This window comes from Novosphingobium marinum (assembly GCF_013408095.1).
GTDB classification, from domain to species: Bacteria; Pseudomonadota; Alphaproteobacteria; order Sphingomonadales; family Sphingomonadaceae; genus Novosphingobium; species Novosphingobium marinum.
The window spans coordinates 86,129-109,171 of sequence record NZ_JACBZF010000004.1; the positions used below are offsets into that span (position 1 = coordinate 86,129).

Below are 23,043 nucleotides of genomic sequence, written 5' to 3' on the forward strand. Positions count from 1 at the left end.
GGCGACATGGACGGTGGGGCCTTGTGGCGCGAGATCGGCGGCGAGGCCCATGCGATCGACCAAGCCCGCCTGCATTTCCCACACCTTGCCGAAGCGGCGCTGGTCGACCGGCGCATGGCGATGCGGCTGATGGGCGCGTCGGCCGCGCTGGCGCTTGCTTCGGGTTGCGAGGGCGGCAACCCGGCACGGAAGGCAAGCCCCGGTTCGCGCGACTGGGACACGACCGACCGGCGCACGACACTTGCGATGAATGGCCTCGGCTTCGGAGTGATCGTCAAGACCGCGAACGGGATGCCGGTGAAAATCGAGGGCGATCCCGACCATCCGGCGAGTTTGGGGCGAAGCAACATCTTCGCGCAGGCCGCGATCCTTTCGTATTACGACCCCGCCCGCCCGGACCGCGCGCTGCTTCGCGGCGGTGCAGGAGCAGCGGAAAAGCTTCACGCCGCAATCGATGCGCTGGCTCGGTCGGCCCGGCAAGGCGGCGGCGCGGGCCTGCACATCCTGATCGAGCCCGTGGCATCGCCTACGCTCGAGCGCATGGTAGAGGAGGCGCGCGCGGCCTTGCCGCAGGCGCGCTTTTATGCGCATCGCCCAATCGCACTCGCCGCGAACGCCGTAGCCGGCCTCGACACGGCGCACGCAATCGTCAGCCTCGGCGCCGACTTCCTCGGCCCCGGACCGATGCAGGTGCGCCACGCCGCCGACTTCATGGCGGGGCGCAGGGCGGCGCTGGACGCGGGCGAGGCACACACGATGCTCGTCGCCGAAAGCGTGCCGAGCCTGACCGGCGCGCGCGCGGACAGGCGGATCGTCGCCGGTCCCGCCCGGATCGAGCGGATCGCCCGCGCGCTCGCCGAGGACCCCGTCGCCGATCCCGAGGCCGGCCGGATCGCGGCTGCGCTCGATGCCGCCGGGGACCGCGGCGTCCTTGCGGTTGGCGAGCAGGTGCCGCGGGACCTGCGCGCCGCGCTCGCCGCGCGCTATGGCGGGCCCATACCGGAACGATGGCAGAGCACGCTCGAGGGCCTGCCGGGCATAGCCGACGTTACAGCCGCGCTCGAGGCGGGCGAGGTGGAGCGGCTGCTCATCCTCTCGGGCAATCCCGCGTACAACGCCCCCGCCCAGGTTCCCTTTTTGCAGGCGATGGCGGGGGCCAAGGCGAGCCTTTATCTCGGCGAGGAGGACAACGAAACCGCGCGGCTTTGCGGAACGCACCTCGCGGCGCGTCCGCACCTTGCAAGCTGGGGCGACCTGCGCGCGTTCGACGGTTCGGTATCGCCGGTTCGACCGGTCGCTCCCGGCGCGGGGATCAGCGCGATCGAGTTCCTCGCCCGGCTCGCAGGAGTGACGGGCAGCGAGCGCGAACTCGTCGCGCAGACTCACGGTGCTTCGCCGCAGGACCTGGGCCAGGAAAGCTGGAGTCCCGTCCCTGCGCCGCTTCCCGCCGCGCCGGCGACGGCGATCGAGGCCCTGCCTCCGTCGCTCGCCGCGCCGCAGGGCCTTGCACTCGCCTTCCTGCCCGATGCGACCGTCTGGGACGGGGCGCTGGCCGCCAACGGCTGGGCGCAGGAGCTGCCCGACCCGTTGACCGGTCTTGCCTGGGGCAACGCCGTCACCATCGCGCCCGCCCTGGCCGACCGCTACGACCTGAAGGACGGCGACGAGATCGAGCTGCGCCACGGCGCGCGGCGGCTGACCGCTCCCGCCAGGATCCTGCCCGGACAGGCGGAAGAGGTGCTCGGCATCTCGCTCGGCTACGGGCGACAGTTCGCAGGCGTCGGATCGGGCATCGGAGCGAACGCCTATGCCCTGCGCGGCGACGGGCCGCTGCTGTACGGCGTCACCCTGCGTGCGACGGGCCGGCATGTCGCGCTCGTCCGGGCAAGCCCCTACCAGACCCCCGACGATATCGATGCCGTTCGCTGGACCCGGCCAGGCGCACCGGCGATCCGCGACGAGCCGTTCGGCCCCTCGTTCGTCGATCCGCAGCGGCGTGCCGACAGGCAATGGGGCATGGCGATCGACCTCGACGCCTGCATCGGCTGCAACGCCTGCACCATCGCCTGTCAGGCGGAGAACAACATCCCGGTCGTCGGGCCGGAGGAAACCCGGATGGGCCGCGCGATGCACTGGCTGCGCATCGACAAGTACCATCGCGGGCGGCGCGACAATCCCGAAACCGCGTTTCAGCCGGTGCCGTGCATGCATTGCGAGACCGCGCCGTGCGAGCCGGTGTGCCCAGTCGGCGCCACCACGCATTCGAGCGAGGGGCTGAACCAGATGACTTACAACCGCTGCATCGGCACGCGGTCCTGCTCGAACAACTGCCCGTACAAGGTGCGCAAGTACAACTGGTACGACTATCGCGAGGATCCCGCGAACCGGCCCGACGAGGGCACCAACCCCCGCGTCACCGTGCGCGACCGCGGGGTCATGGAAAAGTGCACCTACTGCGTGCAGCGGATAGAGGCGGCGCGCGTCGAAGAGGGCGGCGGCGTGCCGATGACCGCCTGCCAGCAGGCCTGCCCGACGCAGGCAATCACGTTCGGCGACATCTCCGACCCGGCCAGCGAAGTTTCGCAGGCGCGGCGCAGCCCGCGCAACTACGAATTGCTCGACGGGCTCAACCTGAGGCCGCGCACGACCTATCTCGCGCGGCTGAACGCGGACGGCGGCGGCGATGGCTGAGCGCGAAGCCAGTCTCGAGGCGATCGCCGGCAAGCCGCTGTCGCACGATTTCGGGCGGCGCTGGTGGATCGCGCTCGGCATCGCGGCGCTGTTCGTCGCGCTTCTGGTGGCGGGCCTTGCAATCACCGCGATTGCCGGAATCGGGCGCTGGGGCAACGACATGCCTTTCGTCTGGGGCTTCGACCTCGCGAACTACTCCTGGTGGATCGGCATCGCAGACGGCACCGCGCTGCTCACCTGCCTGCTCGTGCTGTGGCGCGCGCCGCTCCGGCTTGCCGTCAACCGCTGCGCCGAGGCGCTTGCGCTGGCTGCGGCGATCTGCGCGGGCGTGTTCCCGGTCATCCACCTCGGCCGGCCCGCGCTGGCATGGTGGACCGCGCCGATCCCGCAATCGACCGGGCTGTTTCCCAACCCGCTGAGCGCGCTCACCTGGGACTTCTGGGCAATCATCGCGCACCTCATCACCGTCGCCACGCTCGTCTTCATCGGCGCGCTGCCCGACATGGCGCTGATGCGTGACCGCGCGAAGCCGGGGCGGCGCAAGAAAATCTACGGCCTGCTCGCGCTTGGGTGGACAGGTTCGAGCGCGCAATGGGCCTACCATGCCCGCGCACACCGCCTCGTCGCGCTGGCGATGATACCCTTCATCTTCGCGATGCAGAGTGTCGTCGCGCTCGAGCTTGCCTCGACCATCGTGCCCGACTGGCATGACAGCGGACTGCCCATCCGCCTCGTCTTCAGCCACCTGGCGTCGGGCCTCGCCGTCGCATTCGGCTTCATCGCGATCCTCAAGATGACGTTCGGACTCCACGATCCGGGCGACCGGGACATCCTGGACAGGCTGGGGCACATCGTGCTCGCCGCCGTCCTCATATCGACGTTTCTCGTAGGAGTGACGGGCCTCGTCGAATTCCTCGGCCCGCCGTCCAGGTTCGACGCGTTCGGTGCCTGGACGACGAGCGAAGTCGCCTGGATCAGCTGGCTGAGCGTTCTCCTGAGCAAGGCGATCCCGCAGCTGCTGTGGTTCCGGCGCATCCGCATGAGCCCGCCGTGGGCGCTGTTCATCGCGCTGTGCATCGCGGTCGGCACTTGGGCTGATTCGCTCGCCGTCCTCGTCATCGGCATCGTCCACGACCGGCTGGTGCGACCGATCGGTTCATACGTCCCGACGATCACCGAATGGATGATCCTGCTCGGCAGCCTGGGCCTCTTCGCGCTGATCGCGATCCTGTTCGTGCGGTTCGTCCCGGTCGTCTCGATCTACGAAACCCGCGCCGACGATGCGGAGCTGGTGGCATGAGCGTGCTGATCGTCGCCTGCCTCGCCGACGAGGACGCGGCGTGCGATCTCTACGCGGACCTGCGCGAGGGCCATCGCGCCGAAATCCATTCGCAAGTGCCGCTGCGAAATGCGAAGCCGCCGGCCGAGACGCGGCCCGTCCGGCTTGGGCACATCGCGGCAGTCGTCGCCGTGATCGCGGTCGCGGCGGGACTGGCGATCCAGTACTACACCGGGCGACTGGCCTACCCGCAGGACATCGGCGGCCGCCCGGTCAACTGGTTCACGTACCTGTTCGTCTCGATCGCGCTGGCGATGATGTGGACGGCGATCGCGTCGACGGTCGCATTCCTGCGCTATTCCGGCCTGCCCGACCTGCGCGCCCGGCTGTTCTCCTCGGAAATGTCGGACGTGCTGGGCAACAGCGGCATCCTCGTGACGGTCGAGACGGAGGTGGACGAGGCAGACCGGCTGCAGCGCGAACTTGCCGCTCGCGACGGCGTCCTGCGGGTGGAGGTCCTGCGCGGTGAGGATTGAGCCGCTCTCTGCACGCCCCTGGCTGGTGCTGGCCGCGATCACCCTCGCCGTCGTCGCGGCTGGCCTTGCCGGGCTGGTCGATGCGGACGGCTGGCGGATGGGCGTCACTGCGATCACCGGCCTTGCGCTTGCCAGCCTGATGCTCGCGATGATCGGCAGCCTCCTGCGCCGCGAGTGGCTCGACCTCGTCGAGGACGAGCTGCTGCCGGCGGGTGCGACGTTGCCCGTGTGCCTGGTGCTGGCGCTGCCGCTCGTCGGACAGACCGAGATGGCAAGCGCGCTCGTCACCCGCGGCATCGAGGAGACGGCCCGGCGCGAGGCGTGGTTCGCGGACTGGTTCGTGCTGCTGCGGCTCGCCGGGAGTTTCGCGCTGGCGCTGGGTTTCGTCGCCGCGATGATCCGCCTGCGCCCGCTGCGCCGCGAGGTCGCCATGATCGGACTGCCCTTGGTCGCCACTGCCTTCGCCGTGCTGCTGATCGACTGGGACCTCGTGCGCGCGCCGCGCTGGTGGACGCCGATCGTCCCGTTCATCGCGATCACGGGGCACCTTGCCGGCGCGCTGGCGATCACCTTCATCTACCACCTCGCCCAGCGCGAAAAGGGCGACCGCATCGAGTTCCGGAGCCTGGCGGCGACGCTGCTGTCGCTGGCGCTGCTGTCGATCTGGGCCAGCGTCGTCCAGTACCTCATCGCCTGGTACGGCAACCTGCCCGACGCGGCGGGCTGGTACCTCGCCCGCTTCGAAGGCGCGCCCGGTCTCCTGCCCTTATCCGCCCTAGTCGCGGGCGCGGCGGTCTTCCTCCTGCTGTGGTCGCGGCGGCAGAAGGTAATGCTGATCGCCTCGATCCTGATGCTTGCCGCCTACCTCATGCATACCGTCTGGTGGTTCGCGGGCGCCGACCTGCCGGACCTTGCCAGCTTCGCCGCCGTCTTCGCTGTCTGGGCGGCGTGGCTCTGGCTGCTGGGTGCCTGGTACGATGCGCGCATCGGGCCGGCGCAAGGTGCCTAGGCGATCAGCAGGGCGCGCTGCGCAGCAACGGTCAGCGCCTGCTCGGTCTCCTCGGCCGGGACACCGAGTTCCATGGCGGCAATTTCCGGAATCGTGCGGGAGCCGTCCGCGGCTGCCAGGAACGCCCGGAGCGGAGGTTGCGCGATCCGGATCTTGTCCTGCGCCAGGTTGAAGACTTCCTCGTCCCCCGCCCCGAACTTGGCGCGCACCATCGGGCTCAGTTTCGGGTGCTCACCGGGCTTGCGGACCCACGGTTCCGGGCCCGGATGGAGCGTCAGGAAACGATGCGCGAACATGGCGAGCAGCGGGCGCAGCTGGTCCGGCCCGCGCGCGATGTCGGAGACCTTCACGCGCAGCGGATAGACCGACCCGGCCTGCTCCAGCGCGTCGGACAAGTCTCCGTCGGGTATCTCGAAATTGTCCTTGCCGACGTGGAAGCGCCCGTCCTCGCCGCGCGACATCGGCGTTGCGAGCCACATGTCCGAGAGGCGCTCGAAATCGATCGTCCTGTCGATCCGGCGTTCGGGCCGGACGAACAGCGACTGGCGGAAAAAGCGGATATCCCGGAAGTCGCCGCGCATCTGCCTGCGCAGGATAAGCTCGTCCGCCTTCGCGGAATTGAAGGGCGCATCTTCCCCGATCTCGAAAAAGCCCTGCAGCTTCAGGTGCCGGCCCGAATCGGTCAGGTAGCGCAAGTTGTGCCGGGCGCCGGCGCGGACGACATCGACGAGCTTCTGCGGATAGTAGACTTCTCCCAGTTCGTCGTGGAACAGCGCGCCCCAGGGCCGGTCCAGCATCGAATCGACATGCTCCTTGAGGCAGGCGATCATCGGGTGGTCTTCGGTCCGGTCGCGGTATTCGTGCAGGACGCGCATCGTGATCTGCTTGACCTCGTCGGGATCGTCCACGCCTTCGAGCTCGAACTTGATCGTGTCGCGCAGCATCTTGCGGAAATGCCCGCCGGGGATCGCATTGTAGCTGACGAAAGCCACGCCGTTGTCCGACAACACGTGGTCGAGCAGCTCGAGGATGCCTTCGCGCACCTGCGGCGGCACCCAGGCATAAAGGCCGTGGACGACGACGTAGTCAAAGCTGCGCGCCGGATAGCGCTTGTGTGCCTCCATCACGTCGTCGACCGCAAGCGTGACGTTGTCGAACCGCCCCGCCTTCACGAGGTCCTGCCCGCGCCCGATCGCTGCCTCGGACAGGTCGAAGCCGTGTGCATCGCACTTCGGCCAGGCGGCGGCGAGGCTCAACAGGTTGACGCAGTCGCCACCGCCGACTTCGAGCAGGCGCGCCGTCGAGGGATCGGGCATGTCGAGCCCGGCAAGCCGACCGAGAGCCCAGTGGACATCGGGATGCGCCGTTTCCAGCAGCATCGACGGGTATTCGACGATGTCGTAAGTCGTCTTCACGCAAGCACTCCCGGTCGCTTCGCCATGTTCCGCATTCGCCTCAGGCGAATTCGTAGGCGAAGTCGTCGTCCTTAACCTTGACCTCGATCCGGTTGATCACCTCGCCGCCCATCTGGCGGTTGAGCAGCTCGACCGAGACTTCGGGCAGCATCGTGTTGGTCAGGATCGCGTCGATCATGCGCCCGCCGCTGGCCATTTCGGTGCAGCGCGACACGATCATGTCCATGACCTCGTCGCCGTAGACGAACTCGATGTCGTGGTTCTCGCCGATGCGGCGGACGATGCGCTCGAGCTGGATCTTGACGATGCCCTTCAGCATCTCGGGCGAAAGCGGGTAGTAGGGCAGCACGATCAGGCGGCCGAGCAGCGCGGGCGGAAAGACCTTGAGCAGGTCGGGACGCAGTGCCTGCGCCAGCCCTTCGGGATCGGGCTTCATCTCGTCGTCCTCGCTCATCGAGGTGATGAGTTCGGTGCCGACATTGCTGGTGAGCAGGATCAGCGTGTTCTTGAAATCGATGTGCCGTCCCTCGGCATCGTCCATGTAGCCCTTGTCGAAGACCTGGAAGAACATCTCGTGGACGTCGGGGTGCGCCTTCTCGACCTCGTCGAGCAGCACGACCGAGTAGGGCCGCCTCCGCACCGCCTCGGTCAGGACACCGCCCTGCCCGTATCCGACGTAACCCGCCGGCGCGCCCTTCAGCGTCGAGACGGTGTGCGCTTCCTGGAATTCGCTCATGTTGATGACGATGCAGCTGTCCTCGCCCGAGAACAGCAGTTCGGACAGGACCATCGCGGTCTCGGTCTTGCCGACGCCCGACGGTCCGCAGAGCATGAACACGCCCACCGGCTTGTTCGGATTGTCGAGCTTGGCGCGGCTGGTCTGGATGCGCTTGGCAATCGCGTCCATCGCGTGATCCTGCCCGATGACGCGCTTCTTGAGCTGGTCGGCAATGGTCAGCACGCTCTCGATCTCGTTCTTGACCATGCGGCCCATCGGGATGCCGGTCCAGTCGCCGACAACGGCCGCGACCGCGTCCTGATCGACCACCGCAAAGACCATCGGCTGGTCGCCGTGCGCCTCTTCCAGAGCCTTGAGCGCATCCTGCAGGTCGGTCTTGAGCTGTTCCTCGTTCTCGACCTCGCCGCCCTCGCCGGCGGCCTCGCGCGCTTCGGACAGCGCGTTGCGGGTGGTGGTCACCTGCTCCAGCGCCTGCTTCTCGCGCTCCCACTTCGCGTTGATCTCGTCGAGATCGGCCTTCGCCTCCGCGATGGCCTCGTCGAGCTTGGGAATGCGACCGCCATCGGTGTACTGGCCCGACGCCTCGCGCGCTGCGATCTCGCGCTCGACCTCGAGCAGTTCGAGCCGGCGCGCGCGGTCCTCGACCGGCGCCGGCGTCGCGTGCTGCGACACCGCGACACGCGCGCAGGCGGTGTCGAGCAGGCTGACCGCCTTGTCGGGCAGCTGGCGCGCCGGCACGTAGCGTTGCGACAGCTTGACCGCCGCCTCGGTCGCCTCGTCGAGGACGACGACATTGTGGTGCGATTCCATCATCGGCGCGACCGAGCGGATCATCGCGACCGCCTTGTCGGTCTCGGGCTCGCCGACATTGACCGTCTGGAAGCGACGGGTCAGCGCCGGGTCCTTCTCGAAGTACTGGCGATACTCGGCCCAGGTCGTCGCAGCGACGGTGCGCAGCTTGCCGCGCGCGAGCGCCGGCTTCAGAAGGTTCGCGGCATCGCCGGTGCCCGCCTGGCCGCCCGCGCCGATCAGCGTGTGCGCCTCGTCGATGAACAGGATGATCGGGGAATCGCTCTGCTCGACCTCGTCGATGACCTGCCGCAGGCGCTTCTCGAACTCGCCCTTCATGCTCGCGCCTGCCTGCATCAGCCCGATGTCGAGCGAACGCAGCGTCACCTCGCGGAGCGCGGGCGGAACATCGCCGTCGACGATGCGCTTGGCGAAGCCTTCGGCCACCGCGGTCTTGCCGACGCCCGCCTCGCCGACGAGGATCGGGTTGTTCTGGCGGCGGCGCAGGAGGATGTCGATCGTCTGCCGGATCTCGGCGTCGCGGCCCACGATCTTGTCGATCTTGCCGTCGCGCGCCTGCTGGGTGAGATCGACCGAGAACTTCTCGAGTGCCTCGCCGTCGCCCACGGGACCGGCGGGCGATGCCTCGGTGCCGTCGGTGGCGAGCGAGACCGGCGCGCCGTCTTTCTGCGTCTTCTCGTGGCTGGTGCCGCAAATGCTCTCGAATTCGCTCGACAGCTTCTCGACCTGGATTTTGCGGAATTCCTTGCTGATGTTGAACAGCGCGTTTTTCAGCGTCGGCGTCTTGAGCATGCCGTAAAGCAGGTGCCCGGTGCGCACGCGCGCGGCGCCGAACTGCAGCGAGGCATAGAGCCAGCCCTTCTCGATCGACTCCTCGACCTGCGGCGAGAAGTCGGAGATCGACGTCGCCCCGCGCGGCAGCCCGTCGAGCGTTGCGACAACCTCGCGCGCCAGTGTCTCGTCGTGCAGGCCGAAGGCCTTGCGGATCGATGCCACGTCGTTCTGCTCGTCCTGCAGCATCACGTGAATCCAGTGGACCAGCTCCACGTACGGGTTTCCGCGCATCTTGCAGAAGCCGGTGGCGGTCTCGATGGCCTTGAGCGCGGTCGAATTGAGGCGACCGAACAGGGCGCTGCGGCTGATCTCTGTCATTGCACGGGCTTCCTTCTCTTCATGCTGGTCTTGCGCAGGTGCGCGTCGGCGCGAATTCGGCCGCTGGGCGGCCCCACGACTTTCCCGCGACGCACGGCGCGCGGCGGGGTCGGTTTCTTTATCCATCCCGTCCAGCCGAGGCGGGCCTTGCCATCGAGCCGCGCGGCGGGCGCGTCGGCATCGTCGAGCTCGACGGTGAGGTCCCATTCGAGATGGGTGGGCTTGAACGCCTCGATCGCTTCGGCCGCGACCTGGAAGCGTTGCCCCCCGGGCATCAGCGAAAGATAGTCGCGGTGGCTTTCGGCGCGCACGATCACGCGGAACGCATCGGATGCGGTGAACATGCGGCTGCCGGTGACCGCGTCGAAGCCAAGCGTCGCGAAGGACCTGCCGAGGCGGCTGCGGTCCTCGGGCTCGAGACTGCGCCAGCGCGGAACGTACTCGATGACGCGCACCGGCTGCCTGAGCAGGTGGGTCAGCGCATCCTCGATCGCGATGGCGCTGCGCAGGCCGCCGAACAGCGCCGCATAGTGCGTGCGCGAATCGGGGAGAAAGGCGTCGCCTTCGCGCGCGCCTTCCTTGCAGCCGGTCAGCGCCGCGATCCAGTCGGCGAAGTTGTCGTCGCCGGGCCGGTCTGCATGGGCCACCGGCTGCGAATCCGCCCAGGCGCGGTAGAACAGCTGCAGCATCCGACCCGCCAGCACGTCGAGCCAGTCGCCGAAGGGCCGCTTCTTCGAATAACGCCTTTCGAAGAAGGCGAACTCGCTCATGTGCGTGGGCAGCGGCCCCATCGGGCCGGTCAGCCCCAGCCAGTATCCGCGCAGCCGTGCCCGCCCCTTCATCTGCTCGAGCCGGGCGAGCGTGCTCGCGGCGAATTGCAGGTGCGGTTCCTGCGCCAGGTCGATCACGCTGTTTTCCGGACGCTTCGCCCTGCCGACGCGCGGCTTACCCTGCACGCGCGCCTCCATCTGGCGCACGATGGGGAACAGCCCCGTACGGCTCAGGTCCTGCTCCTGCAGGAACCGGGCCGTCAGATCGTGTGTTTCCGTCCGATCCTGGCCGGCCATCTGGCGATTACCCCTTCCCCCGGTGACTGCGCGATAGTTTCCGTAAAGCTGTTGATCGTTGCGAATTCGGCAAGGAACCTTTCGACGACCGCGGCGAAAAGGAACATCCGCCCCTTCTCGAACGAGGCGTCGTCGAACGTTATCGTGATGCAGCTCCCTCGGGCGACCGCCATCTGGCCGCCGCCCGGAATGCGCCGGATGATCGAGCGCGAGCGGACATCGGTTATGCCGTCGATCTGCCGCCGCATCGCCGGATCGTCGCGCTGGCCGTAGAGCGCGAGATGGTCGCGCAGGATCGAGGGATCGCCGCCGTCCTCGGGCGCGAGCGTCGCGTAATTCGGCGTGAGGTGGGCGATGACGCGCCATGCCGCGTCGGTGAGGCCGAGCGGCGGGCGCGGCTTGCTGGGACTGCGCAGCACCGAGACCGCACGCACCGGCCCGCTGGGCGGGGTGAAATGCTGCGTGCCGCGAAAGGTCAGGTCGCCGGCGAGCTCGCGATTGGTCACGAGCGCGCGGACCGAAAGCTCCTTGATGTCGGCCAGGCGTTCCGGATTTCCCGGCGCGCTGAGCGAAATCCAGGTCTCGGTGCCGATGTAGTCGCTTCGCTTCTTGAGCTTGCGCTGCCGCGACGACAGCTTTCGCATCGTCAGTCGCGGCAGGTAGAACATCGCATCGCGCCAGTCGTAGAGCAGCGCACCGAGCGCGTAGAGCGGCGCGACCGGCCGGGGCTCCTGGTCGTCGCGCATGTGCGCCGACACATCGATCATGCGGAACACTTCGAAATCGAGCGGTCGTGTACGGTCGGGCACGACGTGGAACTCGTGATCGAATGCCGTCACCTGCACGCGCCCCAGCTGCTTTTCGAACAGGTTGATCGCGGGCGCCGCGAACAGCCGGAAATTCGCGGGAGAAAGCGCGCCGGTCAGCGTGTCGGAAGAGCGGTTGAACAGCAGCACGATGTCGCACGCGCCGCCCTGCGCCTCGGCAAATGCCTTGTCGAGGCCGGTCAGCCGCGCGAAGAGGAAGCGTTCGGGGCAGGCGAAATATTCGCTGAGCAGGCGGTACCCGCGGAAGGAACGCTCCTCTGCGGGAAGCAGCGCCTCGTCGTCGTCGAAGCCGACCTGCTCGGGCTGTCCGATCATCACGGGTTTCGCCGACGCAGACTTGGCGGGCTTGCCCATGACCGCGATCGTCTCGCCGATGATCTGGCGGTAAAGTTCGCCCGGCACCGTCTCGGACCCGTCGAGATAGAGCGGCAGGCTGTCGAGCTTGATCTTCTCGAGCGGGATGCCGCCCGTCGATTCGAAGCGGAGCCGCAGGCCGGCTTCCGCGCGCACGTCGGCAGCGGCGGCGAAAGCGGCGACCGCCGAACGCGAGGACAGGTATTCGACCTCGGAAATCCTCAAGGGGTAGAGTTTTACGTTGTGCCCCATGCGAAACGACACCGGAGTGCCCGCGTTTTCGGTCGATGCCGCGGTCAGGAGCGTGCCGCGCGGGACGGTGTAACCTTCGGCCAGCAGCGGGTCGCTCGCCTTGGGCTCGAACCCGGCGACGCAGATCGACGGCATCGGGGCGAGGTAGTGCGGCTGGATCGCCGCGAGCAGGTGCTGCGTGAATTCCGGGTACTGGTCCGCCAGCTTGAGCTGGACGCGCGCACCCAGGAACGCGACGCCCTCGAGCAGGCGCTCGACATAGGGGTCCGGATCGTTCGGCGTCTTCAGGCCGAGACGCGCCGCGACGGTCTCGTGTTCCTCGCCGAACTCGCGCGCGGCCTCGCGCAGGTAGGCGAGCTCGTCGTTGTAGTATTGCAGCAGGCGCGGATCCATCAGCTGGCTCCGCTCCCGGCCGCCCCGGCGTCTGTTCGTCCGATGATACCCATGCCCCCGCTGCCCCCCGCGTTACTCGCGCACGGTCATCGAGGCAGTATCGACCTCGAGGTCGGTGCGGATCTTGACCGGGATCGCCCTGACGGCGGAGCGCACGTCGGCCTGGATGACGAAGGTAATCGAATTCTCGCGCTCGACCTCGGCCAGCGGTTCGACCTCGAGCGAGGACTTCTCCACCCGCTGTTCGAACGCAAGGATCGCCTGCCGGATATCGCGCGCACGCTTGAGCACGAGCCGGTTGCTGATCGCCTTTCCGGCCATGTCCGGCACGCCGTAGTTGAGGACGCTGGTCTTCACTTGCGGGTAGGGATCGAGGTCGATCGAGGATTCGAGGTTGGTGGTGTTGAGCAGCCAGCCAAGTTCGCGCCGCACGGTCGAGCGCAGCGCCGATTCATTGAAGTTCTCGATCTGGGGGACGGAGAAATAGCGCATCGTGTCGCGCTTTTCCTCGAGGTCCTGGATTTCGTCGCCCCGCATGCCGCGAACGTTCTGGTCCGCGACGAGCTTGTCGAAGATCGTCGGATCGAGATGGCCCCGGCGTGATCCCTCCGCGGCCATCAGTCGAATTCGAGATTGCGTAGCTCGAAAATGCCCTTGTCGGTCCCGTCGGACAGGGTCCAGAGGCGCTGGCCGATGCCTGCGTCGCCCCATTCGCGTTCCTGCCAGTCGGTGACGCGGGCGAGCTTCTGGTCGTTGGTGCCGTCGGTATCGGTACCGGGATAGCGGGCGGGCAGGAAGGCCGCACCGGACTGACCGTTGCGGAAGCCGATCTGCACCGGATACCAGATCATGTCGCGCAGGTCGCGCGGCCCCTCTGAGCGGATCCATTCCACTTCGTCGAAGGGCATCAGGCCGTAACGGCCGCCGATGATCGCCTCGAACGTCGGGCCGAAACGACTGTCGGCATCGGCGATCCATTCGATCGCGGTGCCGTCGAAAGTGCCGGGCATGTCGGGCGCGTTGTCGAAAGCTTCGTCGCGAGCGGCGATTCCGCCTTCGACGTCGCCGCGCGCGATGAGCGAAATGCCCTTCGCCACGCCTTCGGCCCAGCCGCCTTCGCCGGCATGGAGCGGCAGGTCCGCCTTGCCCGCGAAAACGTCGGCGCGCTGCTTTTCGCCGCCGATCGCCTGGTTGTAGGTGACGCCCAGCATCTGCGCCTCGGGGCTCAGATGCACGAGCGATTCAAGCTGTTTCAGCGCCTTGTCGTACTCTCCCGAGACGGCAAGGAGCTGAAACAGGAACATGCGGGCGGTCTGGTCGCCCGGCTTCGTGCGAACGATGTCGACCAGCGCGGAGCGCGCTGCGTCGACATCGCCATCGCGAAGGAGGGTATCCGCGTCCGCCACGGTCGCTTACTTCGGCGTACGCGTCTTGAGGTCGTACTCGAACTGGGCGTTGCCGGAAGCCTTGCCGGTCGCTTCGTCCTGCGCGACGTACTTGAACTTGATCGCCGCGAAGTTGAGCGAGACCGATTCCATCGGAGAGTCCGCGCCACCGACGTTCGAGACGTTGGTGATGAGAACGTGCTTCATCTCCATCAGGTAGTAGTCGAGCTGCTCGCCACCGGCCTTGCGACCGACGAGGCGGGCCTTGTCGATGTGCGTGCCCTTGGCGCAGTTTTCCATCAGCGCCGGCGACGCGAGGTCGACGGACTTGTTGAAGGACAGGTCGGTGAACTGGGCGCGGCCTTCGCCACCGCCCTGGCCGTACTGCATCGTGCCGCCGTTAACGACGGACCACGAGAAATCCATGATTTCGGTCCAGCCGTCTTCGCCAAGGACCTTGACCTTGGATTCGCCCTTGATGTCGCCGATCTTTACAAAATTGTCTGAAGCCATGGCAGCTTCTCCTTTTGGTTAACAGTGTAACGTCAGTTCGAAGAGCGACCCATCGCTTACCCCATCGTTGCGTGACGATGGTTTGAATACGAAACTTATGCCGCCGGCTTGGGCAGGCGGGAAACCATGCTGAGCGCCACGTCCATGCCTTCCAGCTGGTAGTGCGGCACCATGTGGAACTTGCCCTTGTAGTAGCCGGGATTTTCCTCGTCCGGGATGACCTGGACGCGGGCTTCCTTGAGCGGCAGCCGCGCCTTGGTCTCTTCCGACGAGGCGTCGGGCTGGCCGTCGATGTACTGCGCGATCCAGCCCTGCAGGTCGTCCTGGATCTGCTTGGGCGTGCGCGTGCCGCCCACCCAGTCGCGCACCATGCACTTCAGGTAGTGCGCGAAGCGACAGCTGGCGAAAAGGTACGGCAGTCGCGCCGAGAGATTGGCTGACGCGGTCGCGGCGGGATCCTCGTAAACAGCGGGTTTGTGGACGGTCTGCGCGCCAATGAACGTCGCCTGGTCGGTGTTCTTGCGATGCACCAACGCGAGCATGCCCGCCTTGGACAGTTCCGCCTCGCGCCGGTCCGAAATCGCGATCTCGGTCGGGCACTTGAGGTCGACGCCGCCTTCGTCGGTCGGGAACATCGAAGTCGGCAGGCCCTCGACCGTGCCGCCGCTTTCCACGCCGCGAATGCGGGTGCACCAGCCCCAGGTGCTGAACGCCTCGGTGATGCGCACGCCCATCGCGTAGGCCGAATTGACCCACAGGTGCTTGTCGTGATCGCCGGCGGTATCCTCCTCGAAGTCGAACTCGTCGACGGGTTCGGTCTTCGGCCCGTAGATCGGGCGGCCGAGGAAACGCGGCATCGTCAGCGCAAGGTAGCGGCTGTCGGTCGATTCGCGGAAGGTGCGCCACGCGACGTAGTCGGTCGCGTCGAACTGCTTGGCGAGGTCGCGCGGATTGGAAAGCTCGGTCCAGCTTTCCATGCCGAGCAGGCCCGGAGCCGCGGCGGCGATGAACGGAGCGTGCGCCGCGGCGCCGATCTTCGACAGGCCCTTCTGGATTTCGAGGTCGGGCGCGGAATGATCGAAGTCGTAGTCGCAGACAAAGGCGCCGTAGGGCTGGCCGCCGAGCTGGCCGAATTCGGCCTCGTAGATCTTCTTGAACAGCGGGCTCTGGTCCCACGCGGCGTCGCGATACTGGCGGAACATCTTGCGGACCTCGTCCTTCGAGATGTTCATGACGCGGATCTTGAGGTCGGACCCGGTCGCGGTGTTCATCACCATGTAGTGCAGTCCGCGCCAGGCGCTTTCCAGCTTCTGGTAGTCGGGATGGTGGATGATCTCGTTGATCTGGTCGGACAGCTTCTTGTCGATCGCCGCACGCAGCGAGTCCATCGTCTTGAAGACATCGTCGGAGACGAGGCTCTCGTCCTGCAGGACCTGTTCGGCCAGCGTCGATACGGCCTGTTCGATCCGCGAAGCGCGCTCCTCGCTCGCCGGCTTGAATTCCTTGCGCAGCAGCGCCGAGAAATCGTCGGGCGCGCTCTCGGTCTCGGTTGCCGGCGCGGCAGTTGCGGATTGGACGTTTTCAGTCGACATTTGCTGTTCCCCAAAACAACTTGGTTATCCGAAGCAACCGGGCCGCCGGATCGGTATCCGGCGGCCCGCGCTCTCCCTTACTCCTTGGTCTCGTCTTCCGGCGCGGCATCGGCACCGGAGTCCGCTTCCTGCGATTGCGCCTTGGCGGCGGTCATCGACTTGAGCAGATCGGGATCCTTCATCAGCTTCTCGAGAAGGTCCTGCGCGCCGTCCTTGCCGTCCATGAACAGCATCAGGTCGTTGAGTTCCTGCCGCGCGTCGAGAAGCTTCTTGAGCGCGGGCACGTTCTTCGCGACGGCGCCGGGGTTGAAGTCCTCCATCGAGCGAAAGTTCAGGTCCACGGCCATCTTGCCGCCGTCTCCCGCGAGCGTGTTCTCTACGTTGAAGGCGGCGCGCGGCGCGATCGCGGCCATGCGTTCCTCGAAATTGTCCATGTCGAATTCGAGCAGGTTGCGCTCGGCAAGCACCTTCTTCTCGACGTGGCTCTTGCCGGAAAGGTCCGACATCACGCCCATGACAAAGGGCAGTTCCACTTTCTGGCGGGAACCGAAGGTCTCGACTTCGTATTCGATATGGACACGGGGTGCCCGGTTCTCCTTGATGAACCGCTGGCCACTCTTCGCCATGTAATCCCTCCGATGCTCGCGTTACCAATTCTCCGGCTGCGAAGTAATCGCACCCGATGGAACCACGTCCGACAACATCGCGTCGGCAGACGCGTAAATCTCTTACCAGCCGTCCGAACTTGAACTGTCGCTGTCCGAACTGCTGCCCGAATCGTAGCTGTTATTTTCGCGAACCCGTTGGCTTTTGAGAACACTCCCGGCCTCCGAAAGGCTGCCCGGGGCGATGTCCTCAAGTACCGCCATGAAGTCGAGGCTAATCCAGTCTCTCGCCCGACGCAAGACCAATGGCACCGGACTACCTGGTTCATACTTCTCGTAATAGGCGCAAATCGCGTCGATTGCCCTCGCGACATCGTTGCGATTGTTGATTCCGCCGGAGAAACCCGCGCCCTTGGGCGCGGTCGCCGCTCCGTCGCCGCTTTCGACCGGCCCGTCGCTCTCCACCGGGTCGTCCGGCTCCTCGCCGGTTGCCTCGGGGGGCAGATTGGCCTTCACCGCGCGGCGAATCTTGTCGAGCGCCTGGTACGTCGGCTCGAAATTGGTGGCCGAGTCGCCCTCGGCATTCTCGGTAAATATCTGATCGGTACGCTGGATCGCGTCGACAAGGCGATCTACCTGCACGAGGATGTTCTGCAGTTCCTCGACCGGCGTCGCCTCGACCAGCGCGCGGAACTGGCCGAACCCGTCCGCGCCCGCGCCTTCGTCGACGAAGCGCTCGAAATCGCTGCCAGAGAAACTGCCGAGCCGCTCGTGCGCGATCAGCGGGACCTCACGCAAAGGGCCGAGAAACTCTCCGATGCGGGTCAGCGACTCGCAGGGCGCCTTGCGCCCGATGAAGCCGACCTCGTCCAGCTGCGGGTGAACGTCGGCCCAGCGTTCGCTCGACAGCGCGGCGAGCCAGTCGGCTGCGTCGCAAAGGGTCTCGAACTTCTGCTGCTGCGCGGCCGCGCGCATGAGGTAGGTGGCCAGCCACAGGTCGCGCGTCTGTTCTGCCTGGGCAAGGATCAGCTTGACCGTCTCGCCCCAGTCGATGTCGTCGCCGCCGACCGAATCGGCACTGATCGAGCGCTCGAACGCGGCCTCGATCTGCTGCCGCACCGGATCGGCGTAGAGATCGGGCCCCGACGGCTCCTCCTCGGAAAGAGGCGCAACCAGAGCCCCGATATCAATCGCCATATTTTCTACCCCCCTGGCGCCGCGATCAATCGAGTTTGATTACCTCGACGCGGCGATTGGCGGGGGAAGTGGCTTCCATTCCGACTCGCGGACGCTCGTCTCCGTAGCCCCTGGCGCGGAAACGCGACCGGGGGATGCCCTTCTCGACGAGATAGGCGACGAGCGCCTCTGCCTGCTGCCGCGAAAGGTCGAGGCTGGCACCAGGATTGCCCGTCGACTCGACGTAGCCGGCGATCAGATAGCGCTCTCCGATGAGCTCGGGCGATGAAATCGCGCGAAAAAGTTCTTCGGCCTGCTCGGTCCCGTCGGACTGCAAAGCGGAGGAACCCGGCTCGAACTGCACGGTGATACTGCTGCGTCCCTGCGCCAGCGCGGTCTTCAGCAGGCCGCTCGGAACCAGCTTCGGTTCGAAGGGTTCGGGCTTCGGCTCGGGCGCCGCGCGCGTCGTGCGCCGGCGCTGCTGCGGCGCGGGCGTCGGCGTAACGCGTTGCTTTTTTTCTTCTTTTTTCGCCTTGTTGGTGCCGAACGTCCACCCGCGGGTGGGCGCTTCCTCGGCAGAAGCCGGCGCGATGGCTGCTGCAGGCAGCAAGAGCGCGGCGGTCGTGATCAGGAAACGTGTCGGCATCACAAATCTCCGATGGAACACGGGCAGATACGCATCTACCCTCGATACATTGTTCTTTCTATCACACTTCATATGCGCAAGCCAATCTGATAGCGTGCATTCACTGCGGGTCGCCATAACAGCAAGAGCGTATTTCGAAGGACTTAATCCGGACGGCGATTATCCGCGTTCCGGCCATTAAAGGAAGGAAACGCCATTGGCTGACGGCTATGATCGGCAGACAACCGTTACCCTTACACTGGGTGACGGCGGCGGTGAGCAACTCAAGATGTTCCAGCTTCGGGCCAGCGAAGGCCTGAGCCGGCATTTCCACATCGAAGTCGAGGTCATCACCCAGGTCGAAATCGAACTGCTTCCCAACATCGGGCTTCCGGCGGCACTGGAGGCCCAGACCGAGGGCGAGCACAACCGCTACTTCCACGGCACCGTGGTCGATGCGAAGTTCCTCAGGTACGAAGAGGGCCTGGGCGGAGACGACTCCCCGGGCTTCTTCTACATGTTCACGCTGAAGCCCGACGCCTACCTTCACCAGAAGGGCAAGTATTTTCGCATCTTCCAGAACAAGTCGGTCATGTCGATCATCACCGAAACTTTTGAAAGATGCGGCATCCTTTTCGAAGCGAAGGCCAACAGCGCGCAGCGCCAGCTAACCTATTGCGTGCAGTACGGGGAAAGCGACTTCGACTTCGCATCGCGCCTGATGGAGGAATACGGCCTCTATTACTACTACCTGCACGAGGCCGCTTCCCACAAACTGATCATCTGCGACAAGCCGAGCTCGCATCCCGCGCTTCCGAATTCGAAACTGACCTACAATCCGGTGTCGGCAAGCCTGTCGACTCCCGAGGCGATCAAGCGCCACCTGCGCCAGCGCAATACCTTCGTCCAGGAATGGACGGAGATCGCCCAGTCGGGTGGCGAACAGACGTTCACGATGCGCGATTTCGACTTCATGGCGCCGGGAAGTTCTGTCGAATCGGTAAAGACCGAGGAAAGCGCGCACGAGAACGACAAGATCGAGGTCTACGACTGGCCGGGCCGCTACTGGGAAACGGGCGACGGCGACACGCTGGCCATGATCGCGCTGGAGGCGCGCCGGGCAATGCGTGTGCGGTTCCTCGCCAAGAGCTCGTACATGAGCGCGCAGACCGGCCACACCTTCAAGCTGGCCGAGCATCATCACGACCGGTTCAACCGCGGGTACATGATCGTCGAGCTCAAGACGACGATTGCCGCCGAGCAGTACAGGTCGGGCATCGAAGCCACGCCGAATACCGTGGCGTTCACGTGCATTCCCGACGACACCCAGTACCGGGCGCCGCAGACGACGCCGCGGCCCGTCGCCCGCGGACCGGAAACCGCGGTGGTCACCGGGCCCGAGGGCGAGGAGATCTGGGTCGACGAATACGGCCGGATCAAGGTCCAGTTCCACTGGGACCGCGACGGGAAGAAGGACGACAAGTCGAGCTGCTGGATCCGCGTGACGCAGCACAGTCACCTCGGCACGATAACCCACCCGCGCATCGGGCACGAAGTCCTCGTCGAATTCATCGGCGGCAATCCCGACCGGCCGATCGTGGTGGGAAGCGTCTACAACGCCGGCCACAAGCCGGTCTACGAGCTGCCCAAGCACAAGACCAAGTCGCTCTGGCGCACGAAGACGTACAAGGAAGACAAGAGCGTCGCCATGGGCGTCAAGAAGCTCGACACCAAGGATCCGGGTGCCAACGAGCTTCGCTTCGAGGATGCTACCGGCGAGGAAGAGCTGTTCATCCACGCCGAAAAGGACATGAACATCCGCGTCCGCGACAACGAGACGCACCATATCGGCACCGACCAGGCAATCGAGATCGGCCAGGACCGCACCGAGACCGTCGACCGCGACGAGAAGGTCCACATCAAGGGCGATCGCGAAAAGGAAGTCGGCGACAAGAATAAGAACGGCAACGAGAAGATCAAGCTTCACGGCAACCAGGAGCAGGAAATCCTCGGCAACCGCGAGGTCGATATCAAGGGCAGCGACGAACTCAAGATCGGCCAGTCGCTTGAAATCGACGTGGGAACGACGATCCACATTAAGGCGAACCAGAAGATCACGATCGAGGTCGGCGGCACCTCGATCACGATGGATCCCACATCACTGAAGGCCATGACCACCCTGCTGACCGCGCAGGGAACCGGCACCGCGACCCTCAAGAGCGGAGGGCAGACCACTGTCGAGGCCAGCGGCCTCGTCACGGTCAAGGGCGGCATGGTGATGATCAACTAGGGGTGCGCGAACATGGCTGAAACCAAGACATGGAAACGCTCCGCCTGGACCGACGCGGGGCAGCTGGTCGAACTGATCGATCCCGATTCGCCGACCCGGGAGGCGGTCGGGAAGACCTTGCCCGCATGGTACTCGGGCCTCGTCGACAGCGGCGACTTGACCGGTGCGTGCAATTTCCTCGCACACGCGCTGCCGCGCTACGAGTGCATTGCCTGGGCGGCGCAGGCCCTGCTCGAGATCGGCGCTGTCGATCGTAAGGACCCGCTGATGGTCGCCTCGCTGCGCTGGCTCGACGATCCGGACGACGCCCGGCGGCGAGCGGCGAACGACGCGGCGCAACAGGTCCGCCCCGATACGCCGGCAAAGCTGCTGGCGATGGCGATCTTCTTCTCGGGCGGTTCCATCGCGCCTGCCGACCTCGCACCGGTGCAACCCGCGCCGGACGTCTGTGCCAAGCTGGCGGGGGCGGCGGTCCTGGTGGGCGGCTATGCCCAGCCCGATCCCGACACCGCGCTGCGTAAGGTCCTTGCGCTCGGCGAGATGATGGCCAAGGAATAGTTGCGGGATTTTCTGTACTTGCGCATGACAAAACTCCACCGCAACGCTAGGCCTTAGACCGTGCCGCTGACCCTGACGATCCGCAACGCCTCGCAGCTCGACAATGGCTCGCCGCTCTCGCTGGTTCTCGACCGGCGCGGGGCGATGATCGGTCGCGCAGCGACGTGCGACTGGTGCCTTCCCGATCCCGCGCTTCACATTTCGTCGCGTCACGCGGAAATCCGCTTCGCGAACGAGACCTACGAGCTGATCGACATCAGCACCAACGGCACGTTCCTTGCCGGCCAGTCCGCCCGCCTCGACGGACCGCACCAGATCAGGCAGGGCGACATCTTCCTGGTCGGCCAGTTCGAAGTCGCGGCCAGCCTCGACGAGGCTTCGGCAGCGGCCGCGGCAGAGGCCAATGCGGGCCCTCCCCCTCCGCCCGAATGGCAAGGCTGGAAGGCCGCGGGCGGCGGCGGAAACGCACCTCCCGCCGATCCCGACGAGGGCGCAGGCGGGGGCGGCGGCTGGGGCTCTGCCCCGGTCAACCAGCCCGCACCGTCGGGCGGTGGAGGAGGCGGCGGAGGCGGCTCTTCCGGATGGAGCAGCGCGCCGTCGCGCGCCGCCACGCCGACGCCAAGCGGCTGGTCTTCCTCAAGCGAATGGGGCGGTTCCTCGCAACCGGGTCCCTCCGCGCCGCCGTCGGTTCCGCCCGCTCCGGGACAGGACAAGGCATGGCCACCGCCACCGCCGACACAAGAACAGGCGCCCAAGGCCTCACCGTGGAACTCGGCCGCTCCGCCGCCATCGGCTCCCGCCTCGGCGTGGTCGAGCCCGCAATCCGCGCCGCTTCCGCCGTCGGGCGACGATGTCTGGGGCAAGTTCGCCGCCAGCAACGTGGTAGACTGGGCACGCGGCGGCTTCGGGCAGGCGAAAGTCGACCTGACGCCGACGCCCAACGCTCCGGGCGCCGACCACGTGCCATCGGCGACGTCCGATCCGCTCGGCCTCGGCAGCCCTGCGCCCTCACCCTCCGCGCCGCCTGCCGCGCCGCAATCCGGATCCGCCCCGAACGCCACCGCGCATCCGGGCGGTCCGCAGGGCCAGCCGCCGTCGGCGCAGCCGTCCCCTGCAGCGCCACCTGCCCCCGGTCCCGCGCCCGCCGCTCCTTCGGGCGGCGGCGGCATCGCCGCGCTGGCGAGTGCAGCGCAACTGGACCCGGCCCGCCTCGGACAGGGCGAGCAGGAAACCCTGCAATCGGCAGGCAGCCTGCTTTATCGCCTCATCTCCGGTCTCGTCGTCCTGCTCGAGGCTCGGGCGCGCGCCAAGGACCAGATGGGTGCGCAAGGCACCAGCCTCGAATTCGACGGCAACAACCCGCTGAAGTTCGCACGCACGCCCGAACAGGCGCTGGTGCAACTGCTCAACGCGCCCGAACGCGGCTTCATGTCCACCGAGCAGGCGGTCGAGGATGCGTTCAAGGACCTGCAGGCGCACCAGATGGCGACGCTGATGGCGATGCAGGGAGCGCTGCGCGCCACGCTCGACCGGTTCTCCCCCGACGCCATCCGCAAGCGGGCCGAGAATACCGGCGTGATCTCGAAAATCCTGCCCGGAGCCCGCGATGCCGCGCTCTGGAAAGCCTACGAGAAGGAATTCGGCGGCGTCGCGCAAGGCTCCGACGAGGCGTTCATGGACATGTTCGCCAAGGAATTCCGCCGCGCCTACGAGGAAATGGCGCGAAACAAGCGTTAGTTAAGCGCAAGCGCGCGGCGGAGGGGCATTGCCCGCTC

At 66.4% G+C, this 23,043-nt stretch carries 18 protein-coding genes; 7 read left to right on the forward strand and 11 right to left on the reverse strand.

Going from position 1 to position 23,043, the window contains the following annotated elements; translation table 11 throughout:
* Positions 1-6 precede the first annotated feature (6 nt).
* From FHS75_RS11870 to FHS75_RS11885, 4 genes are read left to right on the forward strand one after another with little or no spacing between them, the layout of a single operon-like run.
* Positions 7-2,691: a 4Fe-4S dicluster domain-containing protein gene (locus tag FHS75_RS11870; protein WP_179407909.1), complete on the forward strand. Its 2,685-nt coding sequence runs from the start codon at positions 7-9 to the stop codon at positions 2,689-2,691.
* Positions 2,684-3,991 carry an NrfD/PsrC family molybdoenzyme membrane anchor subunit gene (nrfD, locus tag FHS75_RS11875; protein WP_179407910.1) on the forward strand — a complete coding sequence of 436 codons (1,308 nt, stop codon included), beginning with the start codon at positions 2,684-2,686 and terminating at the stop codon, positions 3,989-3,991. The genes FHS75_RS11870 and nrfD overlap by 8 nt, the downstream gene beginning before the upstream one ends.
* Positions 3,988-4,506, forward strand: coding sequence for a quinol:electron acceptor oxidoreductase subunit ActD (locus tag FHS75_RS11880; RefSeq protein ID WP_179407911.1), 519 nt, complete (start codon positions 3,988-3,990; stop codon positions 4,504-4,506). Before nrfD ends, FHS75_RS11880 begins: the two co-directional genes overlap by 4 nt.
* A complete protein-coding gene (locus FHS75_RS11885; RefSeq protein WP_179407912.1) occupies positions 4,496-5,515 on the forward strand; it encodes a hypothetical protein in 1,020 nt (339 codons plus the stop codon). Before FHS75_RS11880 ends, FHS75_RS11885 begins: the two co-directional genes overlap by 11 nt.
* On the opposite strand, the gene FHS75_RS11890 is transcribed toward FHS75_RS11885, so the two are convergent.
* From FHS75_RS11890 to FHS75_RS11940, 11 genes are all read right to left on the reverse strand, one after another.
* Positions 5,512-6,930, reverse strand: coding sequence for a class I SAM-dependent methyltransferase (locus FHS75_RS11890; protein ID WP_179407913.1), 1,419 nt, complete (start codon positions 6,928-6,930; stop codon positions 5,512-5,514). The two genes, FHS75_RS11885 and FHS75_RS11890, sit on opposite strands and share 4 nt — an antisense overlap.
* A 40-nt stretch (positions 6,931-6,970) precedes the next feature.
* Entirely contained in the window at positions 6,971-9,631 is a 2,661-nt protein-coding gene (gene tssH / locus FHS75_RS11895; RefSeq protein ID WP_179407914.1) for a type VI secretion system ATPase TssH, read from the reverse strand.
* Complete coding sequence (gene tssG, locus FHS75_RS11900; protein WP_179407915.1) at positions 9,628-10,698, reverse strand: type VI secretion system baseplate subunit TssG; 1,071 nt, start codon at positions 10,696-10,698, stop codon at positions 9,628-9,630. Before tssG ends, tssH begins: the two co-directional genes overlap by 4 nt.
* Positions 10,662-12,524 (reverse strand): type VI secretion system baseplate subunit TssF, encoded by a 1,863-nt coding sequence (gene tssF, locus FHS75_RS11905; protein WP_179407916.1) that lies wholly within the window; start codon positions 12,522-12,524, stop codon positions 10,662-10,664. Before tssF ends, tssG begins: the two co-directional genes overlap by 37 nt.
* A 72-nt stretch (positions 12,525-12,596) precedes the next feature.
* Entirely contained in the window at positions 12,597-13,142 is a 546-nt protein-coding gene (tssE, locus tag FHS75_RS11910) for a type VI secretion system baseplate subunit TssE (protein WP_179407917.1), read from the reverse strand.
* Positions 13,142-13,930, reverse strand: a complete 789-nt coding sequence (locus FHS75_RS18190) for a type VI secretion system accessory protein TagJ (RefSeq protein WP_179407918.1) — start codon at positions 13,928-13,930, stop codon at positions 13,142-13,144. The genes tssE and FHS75_RS18190 overlap by 1 nt, the downstream gene beginning before the upstream one ends.
* 6 nt (positions 13,931-13,936) lie before the next feature.
* Entirely contained in the window at positions 13,937-14,422 is a 486-nt protein-coding gene (locus FHS75_RS11920; protein ID WP_179407919.1) for an Hcp family type VI secretion system effector, read from the reverse strand.
* A 95-nt stretch (positions 14,423-14,517) separates the two neighbouring features.
* Positions 14,518-16,014 carry a type VI secretion system contractile sheath large subunit gene (gene tssC, locus FHS75_RS11925; RefSeq protein ID WP_179407920.1) on the reverse strand — a complete coding sequence of 499 codons (1,497 nt, stop codon included), beginning with the start codon at positions 16,012-16,014 and terminating at the stop codon, positions 14,518-14,520.
* Positions 16,015-16,091: 77 nt separating this feature from the next.
* Positions 16,092-16,640, reverse strand: coding sequence for a type VI secretion system contractile sheath small subunit (gene tssB / locus FHS75_RS11930; protein WP_179407921.1), 549 nt, complete (start codon positions 16,638-16,640; stop codon positions 16,092-16,094).
* Between the two features lie 102 nt (positions 16,641-16,742).
* Entirely contained in the window at positions 16,743-17,816 is a 1,074-nt protein-coding gene (locus tag FHS75_RS11935) for a type VI secretion system protein TssA (RefSeq protein ID WP_179407922.1), read from the reverse strand.
* 25 nt (positions 17,817-17,841) lie between these two features.
* On the reverse strand, positions 17,842-18,441 hold the full coding sequence (locus FHS75_RS11940) for an OmpA family protein (protein ID WP_179407923.1): 600 nt from the start codon (positions 18,439-18,441) through the stop codon (positions 17,842-17,844).
* 196 nt (positions 18,442-18,637) lie between these two features.
* On the opposite strand from FHS75_RS11940, the gene FHS75_RS11945 reads away from it, so the two are divergent.
* From FHS75_RS11945 to tagH, 3 genes are read left to right on the forward strand one after another with little or no spacing between them, the layout of a single operon-like run.
* Complete coding sequence (locus FHS75_RS11945) at positions 18,638-20,710, forward strand: type VI secretion system Vgr family protein (protein WP_179407924.1); 2,073 nt, start codon at positions 18,638-18,640, stop codon at positions 20,708-20,710.
* Between the two features lie 12 nt (positions 20,711-20,722).
* Positions 20,723-21,268: a DUF6931 family protein gene (locus FHS75_RS11950; protein ID WP_179407925.1), complete on the forward strand. Its 546-nt coding sequence runs from the start codon at positions 20,723-20,725 to the stop codon at positions 21,266-21,268.
* A 60-nt stretch (positions 21,269-21,328) separates the two neighbouring features.
* The gene (gene tagH, locus FHS75_RS11955; protein WP_179407926.1) at positions 21,329-23,005 is read left to right on the forward strand and encodes a type VI secretion system-associated FHA domain protein TagH; all 1,677 of its coding nucleotides are present in this window, start codon (positions 21,329-21,331) and stop codon (positions 23,003-23,005) included.
* Positions 23,006-23,043: the final 38 nt, after the last annotated feature.

Excerpts from the sequence above, each read along its gene's own strand:
- FHS75_RS11870 (WP_179407909.1), top strand. The coding sequence starts at position 7 with ATGGACGGTGGGGCCTTGTGGCGCGAGATCGGCGGCGAGGCCCATGCG.
- nrfD (WP_179407910.1), top strand. The coding sequence starts at position 2,684 with ATGGCTGAGCGCGAAGCCAGTCTCGAGGCGATCGCCGGCAAGCCGCTG.
- FHS75_RS11880 (WP_179407911.1), top strand. The coding sequence starts at position 3,988 with ATGAGCGTGCTGATCGTCGCCTGCCTCGCCGACGAGGACGCGGCGTGC.
- tssH (WP_179407914.1), bottom strand. The coding sequence starts at position 9,631 with ATGACAGAGATCAGCCGCAGCGCCCTGTTCGGTCGCCTCAATTCGACC.
- tssG (WP_179407915.1), bottom strand. The coding sequence starts at position 10,698 with ATGGCCGGCCAGGATCGGACGGAAACACACGATCTGACGGCCCGGTTC.
- tssF (WP_179407916.1), bottom strand. The coding sequence starts at position 12,524 with ATGGATCCGCGCCTGCTGCAATACTACAACGACGAGCTCGCCTACCTG.
- tssE (WP_179407917.1), bottom strand. The coding sequence starts at position 13,142 with ATGGCCGCGGAGGGATCACGCCGGGGCCATCTCGATCCGACGATCTTC.
- FHS75_RS11920 (WP_179407919.1), bottom strand. The coding sequence starts at position 14,422 with ATGGCTTCAGACAATTTTGTAAAGATCGGCGACATCAAGGGCGAATCC.
- tssC (WP_179407920.1), bottom strand. The coding sequence starts at position 16,014 with ATGTCGACTGAAAACGTCCAATCCGCAACTGCCGCGCCGGCAACCGAG.
- tssB (WP_179407921.1), bottom strand. The coding sequence starts at position 16,640 with ATGGCGAAGAGTGGCCAGCGGTTCATCAAGGAGAACCGGGCACCCCGT.
- FHS75_RS11935 (WP_179407922.1), bottom strand. The coding sequence starts at position 17,816 with ATGGCGATTGATATCGGGGCTCTGGTTGCGCCTCTTTCCGAGGAGGAG.
- FHS75_RS11940 (WP_179407923.1), bottom strand. The coding sequence starts at position 18,441 with ATGCCGACACGTTTCCTGATCACGACCGCCGCGCTCTTGCTGCCTGCA.
- FHS75_RS11950 (WP_179407925.1), top strand. The coding sequence starts at position 20,723 with ATGGCTGAAACCAAGACATGGAAACGCTCCGCCTGGACCGACGCGGGG.